Origin of the sequence: Haemophilus paraphrohaemolyticus (genome assembly GCF_002015045.1) — a bacterium.
Lineage (GTDB): Bacteria > Pseudomonadota > Gammaproteobacteria > Enterobacterales > Pasteurellaceae > Haemophilus_A > Haemophilus_A paraphrohaemolyticus.
Genome location: NZ_MUXX01000012.1, coordinates 13,056 through 28,832 on the forward strand (window position 1 = coordinate 13,056; position 15,777 = coordinate 28,832).

The 15,777-nt window shown below is 40.0% G+C and carries 14 protein-coding genes; 9 read left to right on the forward strand and 5 right to left on the reverse strand.

From position 1 onward, the window contains the following. Positions 1-46: 46 nt before the first annotated feature. The 4 genes from cysS to gpt form a co-directional block, all read right to left on the reverse strand. Positions 47-1,426, reverse strand: coding sequence for a cysteine--tRNA ligase (gene cysS / locus B0184_RS05785; protein WP_005707970.1), 1,380 nt, complete (start codon positions 1,424-1,426; stop codon positions 47-49). A 193-nt stretch (positions 1,427-1,619) separates the two neighbouring features. After that, positions 1,620-3,008: a toxin/drug exporter TdeA gene (gene tdeA, locus B0184_RS05790; protein ID WP_005707959.1), complete on the reverse strand. Its 1,389-nt coding sequence runs from the start codon at positions 3,006-3,008 to the stop codon at positions 1,620-1,622. Between the two features lie 103 nt (positions 3,009-3,111). Further along, entirely contained in the window at positions 3,112-3,735 is a 624-nt protein-coding gene (gene gmk, locus B0184_RS05795; protein WP_005707956.1) for a guanylate kinase, read from the reverse strand. An 81-nt stretch (positions 3,736-3,816) separates the two neighbouring features. Further along, positions 3,817-4,290, reverse strand: a complete 474-nt coding sequence (gpt, locus tag B0184_RS05800) for a xanthine phosphoribosyltransferase (RefSeq protein ID WP_005707974.1) — start codon at positions 4,288-4,290, stop codon at positions 3,817-3,819. Positions 4,291-4,480: 190 nt separating this feature from the next. On the opposite strand from gpt, the gene B0184_RS05805 reads away from it, so the two are divergent. The 5 genes from B0184_RS05805 to B0184_RS05825 all read left to right on the forward strand — a co-directional run bounded on the left by B0184_RS05805 (position 4,481) and on the right by B0184_RS05825 (position 8,557). Next, on the forward strand, positions 4,481-5,926 hold the full coding sequence (locus tag B0184_RS05805; protein ID WP_005707966.1) for an aminoacyl-histidine dipeptidase: 1,446 nt from the start codon (positions 4,481-4,483) through the stop codon (positions 5,924-5,926). 103 nt (positions 5,927-6,029) lie between these two features. Next, positions 6,030-6,614: a LemA family protein gene (locus B0184_RS05810; RefSeq protein WP_005707963.1), complete on the forward strand. Its 585-nt coding sequence runs from the start codon at positions 6,030-6,032 to the stop codon at positions 6,612-6,614. A gap of 73 nt (positions 6,615-6,687) precedes the next feature. Next, the gene (locus B0184_RS05815) at positions 6,688-7,137 is read left to right on the forward strand and encodes a TPM domain-containing protein (RefSeq protein WP_005707965.1); all 450 of its coding nucleotides are present in this window, start codon (positions 6,688-6,690) and stop codon (positions 7,135-7,137) included. Next, positions 7,134-7,937 carry a TPM domain-containing protein gene (locus B0184_RS05820; RefSeq protein WP_005707954.1) on the forward strand — a complete coding sequence of 268 codons (804 nt, stop codon included), beginning with the start codon at positions 7,134-7,136 and terminating at the stop codon, positions 7,935-7,937. The genes B0184_RS05815 and B0184_RS05820 overlap by 4 nt, the downstream gene beginning before the upstream one ends. Positions 7,938-7,999: 62 nt before the next feature. Continuing rightward, a complete protein-coding gene (locus B0184_RS05825) occupies positions 8,000-8,557 on the forward strand; it encodes a YtfJ family protein (RefSeq protein ID WP_005707962.1) in 558 nt (185 codons plus the stop codon). 63 nt (positions 8,558-8,620) lie between these two features. On the opposite strand, the gene B0184_RS05830 is transcribed toward B0184_RS05825, so the two are convergent. Then, positions 8,621-9,355, reverse strand: coding sequence for a UTRA domain-containing protein (locus tag B0184_RS05830; protein WP_005707964.1), 735 nt, complete (start codon positions 9,353-9,355; stop codon positions 8,621-8,623). 206 nt (positions 9,356-9,561) lie between these two features. Here B0184_RS05830 and glgP point away from each other — a divergent pair, with 206 nt between their 5' ends. The 4 genes from glgP (at position 9,562) to waaA (ending at position 15,776) form a co-directional block, all read left to right on the forward strand. Further along, positions 9,562-11,829 (forward strand): glycogen/starch/alpha-glucan family phosphorylase, encoded by a 2,268-nt coding sequence (gene glgP / locus B0184_RS05835; RefSeq protein WP_005707951.1) that lies wholly within the window; start codon positions 9,562-9,564, stop codon positions 11,827-11,829. A gap of 6 nt (positions 11,830-11,835) precedes the next feature. Further along, positions 11,836-12,627 carry an endonuclease/exonuclease/phosphatase family protein gene (locus tag B0184_RS05840; RefSeq protein ID WP_005707971.1) on the forward strand — a complete coding sequence of 264 codons (792 nt, stop codon included), beginning with the start codon at positions 11,836-11,838 and terminating at the stop codon, positions 12,625-12,627. A gap of 9 nt (positions 12,628-12,636) precedes the next feature. Next, positions 12,637-14,301 (forward strand): PTS transporter subunit IIBC, encoded by a 1,665-nt coding sequence (locus B0184_RS05845; RefSeq protein ID WP_005707972.1) that lies wholly within the window; start codon positions 12,637-12,639, stop codon positions 14,299-14,301. Between the two features lie 194 nt (positions 14,302-14,495). Next, the gene (waaA, locus tag B0184_RS05850; protein WP_005707950.1) at positions 14,496-15,776 is read left to right on the forward strand and encodes a lipid IV(A) 3-deoxy-D-manno-octulosonic acid transferase; all 1,281 of its coding nucleotides are present in this window, start codon (positions 14,496-14,498) and stop codon (positions 15,774-15,776) included. The last annotated feature ends 1 nt before the right edge of the window (position 15,777 follow it).

Below are 15,777 nucleotides of genomic sequence, written 5' to 3' on the forward strand. Positions count from 1 at the left end.
AGTAGGCATAATAGATAAAATAAAAAATTTTGTTTAGTATGACATTTTAGGACTTACGCCAAGTTGTGCCATTCGGCGTATCTTCAAGCACGATATTCATTGCTTTTAACTTATCACGTACCTCATCCGCTACAGCCCAATTTTTTGCTGCTTTTGCTTCATTGCGTTGTTTGATTAATGCCTCAATTTCAGCCGCTTCATCATCATTCGCATCGCCTTTTAAGAAAGTTTCTGGATCTTGCTCTAATAAACCAAGCACGCCTGCCAACTCTTTTAAGCAAACTGCTAAACCATTTGCTGTTTCGGCATCTTCTGTTTTAAGTTTATTCACTTCACGAGCGATTTCGAATAAAACGGCTAATGCACCTGGTGTGTTGAAATCATCATCCATTGCGGTTTTGAACGCTTCCACATATTGCTCTCCGCCCTTTGCAGGAACAGTTAGATCGCACCCACGCAATGCGGTGTATAAACGTTCTAGTGCTGAACGTGCTAAATTTAAGTTATCAATGCTGTAGTCAAGCAAGCTACGATAATGTGCTGTTAAGAAGAAATAACGTAAGCTTTCAGCGTCATATAAATCCAACATATAACGAATGCTAAAGAAGTTACCGAGCGATTTTGACATTTTCTCTTTATCAATCGTCAGCATTCCTGTATGGAGCCAATAATTTACATAATTACCGTGATTTGCACAGCAAGATTGGGCGATTTCGTTTTCGTGGTGTGGGAACATTAAATCTGAACCGCCGCCATGAATATCAAAATGTTCGCCAAGCTCTTTGCTATTCATTGCAGAACATTCAATATGCCAACCTGGACGACCATTTCCCCAAGGGCTTTCCCAGCTTGGTTCGTTTTCTTTCGACATTTTCCATAGCACGAAATCCATTGGGTTTTTCTTTACCGATTTGATTTCAACACGCGCACCCGCTTGTAGCTGATCTAAATTTTGACGAGAAAGAGCCCCATATTTCGGGAAAGATTCCACATCAAACATTACATCGCCATCTGCAGCAACATAAGCGTGTCCGTTGGCAATAAGCTTTTCAACCATTGCAATAATTTCAGAAATATGATGGGTTGCACGCGGTTCAACATCTGGGCGAAGAATATTTAACGCATCAAAATCTTTGTGCATTTCAGCAATCATGCGATCAACAAGCTGATCGCAAGTTTCATTATTTTCAATCGCACGTTTGATAATTTTATCATCCACATCGGTAATGTTTCGCACATAGCACAAGTTATAGCCAGAGTAGCGAAGGTAGCGTGCGATCACATCAAAAGAAACGAAAGTACGACCGTGCCCAAAATGACAAAGATCGTAAACCGTTACGCCACAGACATACATCCCAACTTGGTTGGGGTTAATCGGTTTAAATTCTTCTTTTTCACGTTTTAGCGTATTGTAAATTTTGAGCATAAGATCCTCGTTGATGAAATAAAGAAAGGATTGCAAACGGTTTGATAAAATCAACCGCTTGTAAATGAGAAGAAGTGTAGCAAATAAGCGGTAAAAATAAGAGGATTTTTTACAAATTTATTAGCATTTCATTCTTTTGAAAACGAAAAAGGTGTGCAAACTATTATTTATGCACACCTCTTATTCATTTTTATTAGCGACTATATTTTCCCGCCATCGCTTGATAGACTAAATTTTCATTCGTTAAAATCGTATATTTTTGATTTAACAAAGAAATTTGTGAACTCAGCTCGGTATTCATCGCACTAATCCAATCGCGGAATTCTGCTACACCTTGGTTGTAACGGTTTTGGTAGTAAGTGCTGATCTTACGATTTTTCTCGTAAGTTTGCTCTAATAAATCGAAACTACTACGTGACTGGTTGTAAGTGTAGTAATAGCTGTCAATTTCGTTTAATGCAGTAGTAATCGTTTGTTCGTAGTTCATACGAGCGGTAGTGTAATCTGCTTCAGAGATTTTCACGTTATTTTTCACACGATTCCAATCTAAGAATGGCAGATCAAATGAGAACATACCATTTGCAATTGGGTTATCTGCCACATTTGATGCTGAACGTGCACTACCCGAGATTGCTCCACCTAAGGTTAAAGTTGGGAACCAGCTTTTTTCGGTTGCTGTTAAGGTTTTAAACGCACTTTGTAAACGATTTAAACGCATCGCCACATCTGGACGGTTTGCAATGGCGGAAACGGGTACATTAGTATCCACGCCTTGTAATTTCACGTTAAGAATGTTTGGATAACGAGATGGAAGCGGTTGATTTGGCTGAAGATTTAGCAAATTACGCATCGTTTGTTCAGCGGTTTTTAAACTTGTTGCTAAGCCAACCACGCTATTACGAGCACTTAGGGTCGCTTGTTGAGCCTGCTCTACCGCTAATGGGTCGATTGCACCCACTTTCAATTTATTGTTTAAGATATTGCTGATTTGCTCATAGTTTTTGATGGTGCGGTTTGTTACCGCAATCGCATCTTTGAAGTAAGCAATTTGGTAATAAGTTGCCACCACAGAGTTAATCAATGAAAGGCGAGCCGCTTTTAAGTCTTCTTGTGTCGCTTTATGTTCCCACTCTGCCGCACTTGCACTGTCTGCTAAACGACGCCATAAGTCGATAGTGTAACTTAAGTTAAAGCTTGCGGTATTATTTACCGTTGAAGTGCCAACAGAATTGGTATTGTTACTTGATCCAACACCTTTTGATGCCGATGATGAAGCTGAACCGCTAAAGGTTGGTACAAGGTTTGCTCCCACTAAATTTGCATTATAAAGGGCACGATTTACTGCAATGGCACTTTTTGCAAGATCTACGTTATTTTTAATCGCTTGTTCCACTAATTCATTCAGTTGTGGATCGTTATAACCGTGCCACCATTGTTCATCAACAGAGAATTGTTTAGTAATATCTTGGTAATTTTGATAGGTTTGTTTTGCTTGGTCTAAGCTGCCATCGTTGCTCATATTTGAGCATGCAGATAATGCTAAACCGAGCGCGACGGCAAAAGTTAATTTGGATAATTTCATTCGGTTTCCTTAATTGTAGAATGGGCTTTAGCCCATTAAATAGAGCAATTGAGTAAATGATGGGCTAAAGCCCATCCTACAGATCGTATATGCTATACAATGATTACTTCGCCAAAAGCTGCTCAATCAACGCTTTATGACGAATTTCTTGAGAGGCTAATTTCAAGCGTTCGGCAGTTAAAATTGCTTTAAGTTCCGCCAAAGCCTGCTGGAAATCATCATTTACAATCACGTAATCAAACTCGTTATAATGGCTAATTTCTGATTCCGCTTCCGCCATACGTTTTGCAATGGTTTCTTCTGAATCTTGACCACGCCCCACTAAACGATTTTTTAACTCTTCACGTGAAGGTGGCAGAATGAAGATCGTTTTCACATTTGACACTTTTTGGCGAATTTGTCTTGCACCTTGCCAGTCAATGTCTAAGAACACATCCACACCTTGTTCAAGTGATTTTTCAATCATTGGCAAAGATGTGCCGTAATAGTTGCCGAATACCTCTGCCCATTCAAGGAAATGATCTTTCTCAATCAATGCCTCAAACTCAGCGTGAGTAGTGAAATAATAATGCACGCCATCTTCTTCCGCTGGGCGAGGATTACGGGTGGTGTGAGAAATCGATAAACGTACTTCGTTGCGAGGTAAATCAGCAAGTAACGCATTGATTAGAGAGGACTTTCCTGCACCGCTTGGGGCAGATAAAATATATAAATTACCTAAACTCATAACAACCTCAAGAGGAAATCAGATAAAGGGAGTAAAAAGAGAAAATGGGGAACGAATCCACTTCATTACCCATTTTGATGATTATTTTTTCGCAAGAGGTGGAACGAACTGAATGCCTAAATCCCAAGGCTGTTCAATCCAAGTTTCTTGAGGAATATCAATAACATAATCGTCTACTAACGGTGCACCTGCTGGTTTTGCGAACACAGTCACAAATTTCGCTTTTGGATACATTCTGCGAATTTCGCGAGCGGTGTTACCCGTATCAACTAAGTCATCCACAACGATGAAACCTTCGCCATCCACTTGTGCTGCGTGTAATACTTTTAACGCACCTTGGTTATCGTGATCGTAGCTTGCAATACATACAGTTTCAACGTGTCGAATGCCTAATTCACGTGCCAGCACTGCCGCTGGGAATAAACCGCCACGGCTTACGGCAATAATGCCTTTCCATTGTGAAGCAGGTAATAAACGCTCTGCCAATTTGCGTGCGTGCATATGGAACATATCCCACGTCACAACATATTTTTCATTTGTGTATTTTTCGCTCATAACTAGATCCCAAAATATAAAAAATCGACGAATTGAGGTTTCGCCGAATAAAAAAATTGCGTTATTCTAACCTAAAAATGACATTCGTGCTATTATTTCCCGCATATTCTTTCTCGCTTTTGAATATAAATATTTTACAAGCGGTAGAGTTTTCTCGATATTCAACAGAAATAAACAAATGAGGTGTTATATGTCTGAAATTGCTTCTTTAAATCCACAAGCACTTTGGCAATGGTTCGATAAAATTTGTGCTATTCCCCACCCTTCTTATCACGAAGAGCAAATCGCTAATTTCATTGTAGATTGGGCAAAATCTCAATCCCTTTTCGTTGAACGTGATGATGCAGGTAATATTTTAATTCGTAAACCTGCCACACAAGGTATGGAAAACCGCCAAACTCTCGCCCTGCAAGCACATTTAGATATGGTGCCACAAGCCAACGCAAGCACGGTGCACGATTTTTTGAAAGATCCGATCCAACCTTACCAAGATGGCGAATGGGTCAAAGCTAAAGGCACAACCCTTGGTGCGGATAATGGCATCGGTTTAGCCTCTTGCCTTGCCGTGCTTTCCTCAACCAATTTAGCTCACCCAGAAATCGAAGTGCTTCTCACAATGAGCGAAGAAGTAGGAATGGAAGGAGCATTAGGCTTGCGTCCAAACTGGCTAAAATCTAACATAATGATCAACACAGATACCGAAGATAACGGCGAAATTTATATCGGTTGTGCGGGTGGTGAAAATGTAGAAATTCACTTGCCTATTGAGTTTGAAAAAGCAGAAAGTCAAGCAGTGCAAATCACGCTGAAAGGCTTACGCGGTGGGCACTCTGGCTGCGATATTCACACCAACAGAGTGAATGCCATTAAGCTATTAACGCGTATTCTTTTAGATCTTTATCAAGCAGAAGTCTTCCAACTGGTAAATATTGCGGGCGGTTCGGTACGCAATGCGATTCCACGAGAAGCTCACGCTACCCTTTTGGTAAAAGATGTAGCAAAAATTACCGCTTGCATTGAGCAACTACAAGCACAATTCCAAGCAGAATATTACTTAGCAGAACCGAATTTAACACTGGTTGCGGAAGCTACAAATTCAGCCGAAAAAGCCTTTACTGCAAAAGCAACCCAAACCGCATTGCAGTTCTTAACGCTGTTGCCAAACGGCGTGATCCGCAATAGTGATACGGTAAAAAACGTGGTAGAAACCTCACTCAGCATTGGCGTGCTTTCACTTCAAAATGAGCAATTAGTAGGCACGATTTTATCTCGCTCATTAGTTGAACACGGCAAAGAAGAAGTGCGTTGTCGCTTAAATGCCTTAGCACAATTAACAGGAGCAACGGTCGAATATTCGGGCAACTATCCTGGTTGGGAACCTGCACCAAATTCTGAAATTACGTCTCTCACGAAAAAAATCTATGACGAAGTGTTAGGATTCGAAGCTCAAATCAAAGTCATTCACGCAGGCTTAGAGTGTGGCTTAATCAAAGAGGTATATCCAAACATGGATTTAGTCTCTATCGGCCCAACCATCCGCAATGCTCATTCGCCAGACGAAAAAGTACATATTCCAGCGGTACAAATTTATTGGGAATTGCTCACCAAATTATTGGCGAATGCACCGCAAAAATAAGACAAAAAATCACCGCTTGTAAAGCTAGGTAATTTTTGTTGTCTTTTGGGGATTGTGCTATACAATCCCCATGTTCTTAACCAACTTTTACAAGGATAACTCAATGAAGAAAATTTTATGGATCGTACTCATCGCAATCGTAGGTTTAGGCGGCTACTCTCTGACTAAATATAATGACTTAATGCGTGCCGAAGAAGATATTAACTCTGTTTGGGGTAACGTAGAATCTGCTTACCAACGCCGTGCGGATCTCATTCCAAACTTAGTCAATGCAGTAAAAGGACAAGCGAATTTTGAGAAAGAGACGCTAACCGCGGTAATGGATGCTCGCTCAAAAGCAACAGCGGTAACGATTAATCCAAACACTGCAACCGAAGATGAAATGGCAAAATTCCAAGCCGCTCAACAAGATGTAAACTCATCACTTTCACGTTTATTGGTGACGGTTGAGAAATACCCAGAATTGAAAGCTCACGAAGGTTTCTTAAACTTACAAGCTCAGCTTGAAGGCACAGAAAACCGCATCAATACTGAACGTAATAACTTCAATACGGCAGTGAAAGAATACAACAAACAAGTACGTGAAATGCCAACCAAAATTGCAGCAATGATTATGGGCTTTAAAGCCAAACCACAATTTAAAGCCGAAGCGGGTGCAGAAAAAGCACCTGTGGTGAATTTTAATTAGTTTCCATTAGCGTAGGGCGTGTGCAACACGCCCTTACAAAAACGAATGATTGCTACAATACAAGGATTTTGCCATGCCCTCAATTCCTTTCTTCTCCAAAAAACTGCCCATTAGTACCAAACAAATCGAACAAGCTATTGCCCATTTAGAAACACAGACCTCCGCTGAATTACGTGTAGTAGTTGAGAGTAAAAACACGAGCAAATTCGATGCGATTGCTCGTGCCGAACAGCTTTTTGATGAGCTAAATATGCGAGAAACGCAAGATCATAATGGTGTGCTAATCTACCTTGCTTTTAAACCACATCATTTAGCGGTGATTGGCGATCAAGGTATTGACGAAAAAGTGGGGAAAGAGTTTTGGCAAGCGGTTTATGAAGCAATGAAAAAACAACTTCAATTAGGCAATTACACCCAAGCAATTTGCGATGGCATTGCTCAAATTGAAGAACAACTCGCCCGTTATTTCCCCTATCAAGCCAATGATGTGAATGAACTCCCAAATGAGGTGGTGATTAAATGATTAGCAAATTTTCTCAACATTTCTACCGCTTGTTTGGGCTATTTTTATTGTTCTTTAGCTTAAACAGCTGGGCGGTTGATTATCCTAAAGCACCTGATCCGTTCTATTATGTGAACGATTACACCAATACACTCAGCCAGCAAGAATGGCGAACGCTGGAAAATGCGTTAATTGAAAACCGCAGCAAAACCAGCTCGCAAATTATTGTAGCGATTATTCCTACCACGCAAGGCGAAGAGATTGCGCAATATGCAACCAATTTATTCAACAAATGGGGCATTGGTCGAACCAAACATAATGAGAATAATGGTGTATTATTGCTCGTTGCCAAAAATGACCGCAAACTCTTTATTGCAACGGGACGAGGCATTGAAGGGGCGCTGCCTGATGCAACGGCTTCAACCATTATCCGCCATAATATCACGCCTTATTTCAAGCAAGAACGCTATGCGGAAGGCATTGCTAGCGGCTTATCGGCAATTATGGCAGCCATCAACGGCGAATATGCTGCTTACGACAGCTATGGCGAAGAACAACAACCATTTGATGACATTGACGGACTACTCTTTTTCTTAGGAATGGGATTGGTCATCTTCGTGATTTTCTATCCTCGTGGCAACAGCCGTTATGTTAGCCCAAGCACACTAGACCAACTCGGACGTGAAATGATGCGTGCATCTCGCAGCAATAATGGATTTGGCGGCGGATTCAGTGGTAGCTTTGGTAGCGGAAGCCGTGGTAGCGGTGACAGCTTTGGTGGCGGGTCTTCTGGCGGCGGCGGTGCTGGCGGAAGCTGGTAAATTCTCCTCTTCTTCCTCAAAGGAAGAGAGTAATAATACATTTTAACAACGAAGGAATTAATATGAAAAAATCCCTTTTCACACTTTTAACAAGTGCAATCTTATTAGATAATACTGCTTTAGCACACAATCTCAAATTAGAACAACCTTTACCGCAAGTAAGCGTTTCAGATGAAGGTGAAATCGTATTGAAAGGCAAAGAAGTCGCATTTCAACCGTGGAAATCGACCACTTTAAATGGCAAAGTTCGCATTGTGCACCACTTAGCAGGCAGAAGAGCAGCCAAAGAGAAAAACCAAGCAGTCATTGATGCAATTAAAGCAGCTCACTTTAACCCAACCCAATATCAAACCACGACGATTATCAATGCTGATGATGCTATTGTAGGCACGGGTTTATTTGTTAAAAGCAGTGCAGAAAATGGCAAAAAAGAGAACCCTCATAGCCAAGTGGTGTTAGACGATAAAAGCTCAGTTAAAAACGAATGGGGTTTAAAGGGCAAAGAGAGTGCGGTTATTGTGTTGGATAAATCGGGTAAGGTGAAGTTTGTGAAAGAAGGTAAACTTTCGAATGAGGAAATTCAAACTGTGATTGGTTTAGTCAAAAATTTAGTGCAATAATTTTAAATATATTATCAAATGCCAATTGAATTTAATTTTTCAATTGGCATTTTTATTACTAGATTATATTTTTGATTTTATAAGATACACCGAACGCTTCGCCGTTGAAGCAAAGGTGATTTTATCTGGGCGATAGCTGATACAGCCGTATTGGAATGGACGACCATCGGCAAGATAAGTTGTGCTGGTTACGCTGACCACCATCTCATATTCGCCTAAATCCATTTTCTCTTTTTCTTCATCGTTAGCATAACGGAAACTAATTTCCCGCTGAGAATAGCTAATTTTCAAGCCGAGTTCATTTTCTAAATAGCGGTAGATAGACTGTTCAGCTATTTCACGGCTAATAAAAGGCACAATGCGTCGATCAAAATAAGAGATCTCATATTCCACGGCTTCGCCATCAATTTCACGGAGGCGACTTATACGGTAAAAGTCAATTTGATCATTTACGTTAAAGATCTGCATAAGTGTCTCTTCACCTTGAACAATATAGAGGCTCGAAAGTGTTGTTTTTACTTGATGGACAGACTTATTGTTAAGCTCGCTCATTGTTTTAAGTTCAGAGAGCGGTTGCAATTTTAATAAATCACGTTCTAAAACAATGGAATTTCTGCCTTGTTGTTTCTGAATATAACCATCCATTTCAAGTAAAGACAAGGCTTTGCGAATGGTATCCTTAGAAAAACCATAGCTTTGCATCAGCTCGTATTCACTTGGTAATTCTTGATTAGGTGCTAGAACCCCTTGACTGATTTTAGTTTTGATTTCATTGTAAACTTGCTTATATTTACTCATTTTTATCCGTTCTTTTATTCTTATTTTATCCATTATTCCTTTAGATGCCCTATAGCATATCATAAAACCGGATAAGTTATACGTAAAAGTGTGATCTATATCACAGTTTTACGTAAAAAAACTAAACTTTTACGTAAAAGTTATTGCTTAAGACTCGAGTTGGAGTAAAATGCATCAAAATTCTTAATTTTAAAAGGAACAGCACAATGACTCAATTTAGTACTTTCGTACAAACTGCCACTCATAAAACATTAGAACAACTTAGTGATCGTGAAATTTACGTTCAATTATTAAATTACGTCAAAGAAATTTCTGCGGATAAGCCAAAAAATACCTCAAAACGCAAGGTTTACTACATTTCAGCGGAGTTTTTAATTGGTAAATTATTATCAAATAACTTAATTAACCTTGGAATTTATCAAGAGATCAAAGCCGAATTAGCTAAAGCGGGGAAATCATTAAGCCATATTGAAGATATTGAACCCGAGCCGTCTTTAGGAAACGGTGGTTTAGGTCGCTTGGCATCTTGCTTTATTGATTCGATGTCTACTCTAGGTTTGAACGCAGAAGGCGTGGGCTTAAATTATCACTGCGGTTTATTTAAACAAGTATTTAAAAAGAATGAACAGCACGCAGAGCCAAATAATTGGATTGAAGAGAATTCTTGGTTAATTCCAACAGAAATCAGCTATGAAGTGCCGTTTAAACACTTTACTTTAACCTCTAAATTAGATCGTGTAGATATTTTAGGCTATAAAAAAGAGAGCAAAAACTATCTGAATTTATTCGATATTCAAGCCTTAAATTATAACCTTATTGAAAATGGCATTGAATTTGATAAAACTAAAATTAAAGAAAACTTAACGTTATTCCTTTACCCAGATGATTCTGATAAAAACGGTGAATTATTACGCATTTATCAGCAATACTTTATGGTATCTAATGCGGCGCAATTATTAATTGATGAAGCGATTGAACGTGGCAGTAATTTACACGATTTAGCAGATTATGCTTATGTGCAAATTAATGATACTCACCCTTCCATGGTGATTCCTGAATTAATTCGTTTATTAACCAAAAAGCATCATTTGAAATTTGATGAAGCGGTGGAAATTGTCCGTAATATGGTGGGTTATACCAACCACACAATTCTTGCAGAAGCCTTAGAAAAATGGCCGTTAGCTTATTTAAATGAAGTCGTACCGCACCTTGTGGTGATTATTAAAAAATTAGATCAATTAGTACGCAAAGCATATAAAGACCCTGCAGTGCAAATTATTGATGAGCACAAACGAGTTCATATGGCACATATGGATATTCACTTCTCTAATTCGGTAAATGGCGTAGCAGCATTGCATACAGAAATTTTAAAAAATTCAGAATTAAAAGCATTCTATGCGATTTATCCTGAAAAATTCAATAATAAAACTAACGGGATTACATTCCGTCGTTGGTTAGAATTTTCAAACCAAGAATTAGCCGCTTATATTAAAGTATTAATTGGCGAAGGTTATTTGCACGATGCCACAGAATTAGAAAAATTATTAGCGTTTAAAGATGATAAAGCCGTGCATCAAAAATTAGCAGAAATCAAATTCAATAATAAACTCGCATTGAAAAAATACCTGAAAGAAAATAAAGGCATTGAATTAGACGAACATTCTATTATTGATACGCAAATTAAACGCTTCCACGAATATAAACGTCAGCAAATGAATGCACTTTATGTGATTCATAAATATCTTGAAATTAAAGCGGGTAAATTACCAAAACGTAAAATCACAGTGATTTTTGGCGGTAAAGCGGCACCTGCCTATATTATTGCTCAAGATATTATTCACTTAATTCTTTGCTTATCAGAATTGATTAATAACGATCCTGAGGTAAATCAATATTTAAACGTGTTCCTAGTGGAAAACTATAACGTGAGCGTGGCAGAAAAATTAATTCCTGCAACCGATATCTCAGAGCAAATTTCCCTTGCTTCCAAAGAAGCTTCTGGCACGGGCAATATGAAATTTATGCTAAACGGTGCATTAACCCTTGGCACAATGGACGGGGCAAACGTGGAAATCGCGGAATTAGCGGGGGCGGAAAACATTTACACCTTCGGTAAAGATTCAGAAAGCATCATCAAGCTTTATGAAACTGCAGGCTATATATCAAAAGATTACTACGAAGCGGACAAAAACATTCAACAAGCGGTCGATTTTATTCTGAATCCTGCAATTGTGAAATTGGGCAACGAAACGCGCTTAACTCGCCTTTACAACGAATTGTTGAATAAAGACTGGTTTATGACCTTAATCGACTTCAATGCTTATGTGAAAGCGAAAGAGCAAATTCTTGCTGATTATGAAGACCAAGATAGCTGGAATGAAAAAGTAGTACAAAACATTGCCAAGGCGGGTTTTTTCTCATCTGACCGCACCATTGCGCAATACAACGCCGACATTTGGCATTGTGAAGGCTAGGAATGTATGAAATTACTGACCCTGAACGTACACGCTTGGTTAGAAGATAACCAAGCGGAAAAAATCGACATTCTTGCCGATACCATTGTGGAAAAAGGCTACGATGTAATTGCATTGCAGGAGGTAAATCAATTGATGGCATCTCCTGCCATTTCGCGGGAATTGAAAGCGGATAACTACGGTGTCATTTTACTCAATAAAATCAACCAAAGTGCGGTGCAAAAATACTCCCTTTTTTGGAGCAATTCACACATTGGTTACGACAAATATGACGAAGGTATCGCCTTTTTAACCCGCTTGCCGGTGTGCGAAGTTGATCCGTTTTATTGCAGCCAACATCAACGTCTTGATTCCATTCTTTCCCGCAAAATTCTCGGCTTAACCGTGGAATATCAAGGCAAGCGGATTGATTGCTACTCTTGCCACATCAATTTGCCGAACTGCGAAGGTGAAAATCAGCTCGATAACATTCGTAACATTGTCGAACGTAGCCAAAGCAGCAATCTCAAAATTTTGATGGGCGATTTCAACACCGATGCGATAGGCGATTTGCAATCTTATCAACAAATTCAATCGCTTGGTTTGCTTGATACCTTTGAGCTCGCAGAACAAAAAGACAGTGGCGTGACGGTGGAAAAAGCAATTGACGGTTGGCAAGGGCATAGCGAAGAGAAGCGATTAGATTACATTTTTTTAAATCAAGCCCAAAAGGTTTTGTCCAGTCAGGTGATTTTTAACGGTAAAAATAAACCGATTGTATCCGACCATTTTGGTGTAGAAGTTGAGCTTTTATTGTAGGAGATCTAAATGAAAAAGTTGCTCAGTTTTGAATTTTGGCAAAAATTCGGCAAGTGCTTAATGGTGGTAATTGCCGTTATGCCTGCCGCAGGTTTAATGGTCAGTATCGGTAACTCATTACCGTTAATTAGCGATGCCCATTGGCTCGCGATGGTGGGGAACATTATCGCCCAAATCGGTTGGGGGATTATTGGTAACCTTCACTTGCTCTTTGCGCTAGCCATTGGTGGTAGCTGGGCGAATGAACGTGCAGGCGGTGCATTCGCGGCTGGTTTGGCATTTATCCTGATTAACTTAATCACAGGGAATTTCTTCGGTGTGAAATTGGAAATGTTAAGCGATTCAACTGCACACGTTAGCACCATATTCGCAGGCGAGATTCCAGTTACACACTATTTCGTGAATATTCTCGGACAACCAGCCTTAAATATGGGGGTGTTCGTCGGGATTATTGCGGGTTTTGTGGGGGCAACCACGTTCAACAGCTACTACAACTTCCGTAAATTGCCTGAAGTGCTTACTTTCTTCAACGGTAAACGTTTCGTGCCTTTCGTAGTGATTTTCCGCTCTGTGATTGTGGCGATTTTCTTAGCCTTATTTTGGCCAATCGTACAAACAGGGATCAACCATTTCGGCGAATGGATTGCCAATTCACAAAGCTCTGCACCAATTCTTGCACCATTTGTGTACGGTACCTTAGAGCGTCTCTTATTGCCATTCGGCTTGCACCATATGCTTACCATTCCAATGAACTACACTTCATTAGGTGGCACTTATGAATTCTTAACCGGTGCACAAGCGGGCAAACAAGTATTCGGTCAAGACCCATTATGGCTCGCATGGATTTCTGACCTCATCAACTTAAAAGATTCAGGTAATCTTGTGCAATACAACGAATTACTTAATAATGTGACTCCTGCTCGCTTTAAAGTGGGGCAAATGATCGGCTCAAGCGGTATCTTAATGGGCTTAACCCTTGCGATGTACATCAACGTGGATGCCGACAAGAAAAAAGTTTACAAAGGGATCTTCCTTTCTTCTGCCCTTGCGGTGTTCTTAACAGGTGTAACCGAGCCAATCGAATATATGTTTATGTTCGTAGCACTTCCGCTTTACCTTGTGTATGCTGTAATACAAGGTGCAGCGTTCGCGATGGCAGATATTGTGGACTTACGCGTGCATTCATTCGGTAACATCGAGTTCTTAACCCGTACGCCAATGGCAATTAAAGCGGGCATCGGAATGGATTTAGTGAACTTCATCTGGGTTTCAATCTTATTCGCTGTGGTGATGTTCTTTATCGCCAATGTTATGATTAAGAAATTTAACCTTGCCACCGCAGGTCGTAACGGCAACTATGATGCAAAAACCTCAGATGAAGCGCCATCAGACGATAAAAAAGTGGCAAACGCCAGTGAACAAGTGGTGAAAATCATCAACTTACTGGGCGGCAAAGATAACATCTCGAATGTCGATGCTTGTATGACCCGTTTACGCATCACGGTTTATAACCCAGAATTAGTGGGCAAAGAAGCGGAATGGAAACAAGTAGGAGCAATGGGCTTTATTGCCAAAGGCACAGGTATCCAAGCTATCTACGGACCAAAAGCTGATGTATTGAAATCGGATATTCAAGATTTGCTTTCATCTGGGGTTGAGATTCCAAAAATCTAAATAAAAAAACAAGCGGTCAAAAATGTTGACCGCTTTGCAAAATCAAAGGCTAAGTTCTTTACGAGCTTAGCCTTTTCTCTTTTCTTTATTTCTTTTCTTCAGCCTTTCCCTCAGCCTTTCAGATTTTATGCTAGAATAACAACCAATTTTTGTAAAACGTTCAGCAAAATTAACCGCTTGGAGAGACTTTATCAATGCTTCGTTTTTGTTATACCTTATTGAGCTATTGTATTCAGCCGCTAATTTTGCTTTTTATGTGGAAGAAAGGCTTAAAACAGTCTGATTATCGCAAACGTTTGTGTGAACGTTATGGGGTTTATTCTAATTTAACGAGGCCTACGCCAAACGGCATTATTGTGCATGCTGCGTCTGTGGGCGAGGTTATTGCGGCAACGCCGTTAATTAAAGCGATTCAAGCACGTTATCCCGAATTACCGATTACGGTGACTACCGTGACGCCAACAGGTTCGGCACGTGTAAAAGGCGCATTTGGCGAGAGCGTGTCGCACTTTTATCTGCCTTACGATCTGCCTGATGCGATTGATCGCTTTATTGATTTTGTGCAACCTAAATTGATGATTGTGATTGAAACCGAACTCTGGCCGAATCTGATTGCACATTTTCATCAGCGGAACATTCCCTTTATTGTCGCCAATGCTCGACTTTCTCCGCGCTCGGCTAAACGTTATGGTTGGATTAAACGGGCGTTAAAAGGTACGTGGCAACGCATCAATATGATTTTAGCTCAAGATAAAGTCAGCGAACAACGCTACTTGGATTTAGGTTATCCGCACGAAAAATTAGTAAACACGGGGAATTTAAAATTTGACCTTGAGATTACCGAACAGCTAAGAAAAAAAGTATTTGAAACGGTAGAGGTATTAAATATTAGTCAGCGTTTAGTGTGGATTGCGGGGAGCACGCACGAGGGCGAAGAAAAAATGATTTTAAACGCGCATCAAGCGCTACTTAAAAAGCATTCAGACTTGCTATTGATTTTAGTGCCTCGCCATCCTGAACGTTTTAATACGGTGGAAGAGCTTATTCAAAAATCGGGCTTATCTTATCGAAAACGCTCCCAATTTGCAATGCTTGAACAGACAACGCAAGTGTTACTTGGAGACACGATGGGCGAGATGATGGTGCTTTATGGTTTGGCGGAAATTGCATTTGTTGGCGGAAGTTTAGTCAAACACGGGGGGCACAACCCACTTGAACCGATTGCGTTTGAACTTCCTGTTATTTCTGGTGTACATACTTATAATTTCCCAGAAATTTTTGCGAAGCTACGTTCTGTTCACGGTGTCGTTGAAGTAGAAAGTTCAGAAGAAGCACTTGCACAAGCGGTTGCATTTTTACTTGAAAATACGAATGCTCGAGAAAAAATTGCTCGTTATGGCTTTGAAGTATTAAAAGAAAACCAAGGAGCATTAGCTCGCCATTTGCATTTATTAGCGCCTTATTTAGAAAAATAAA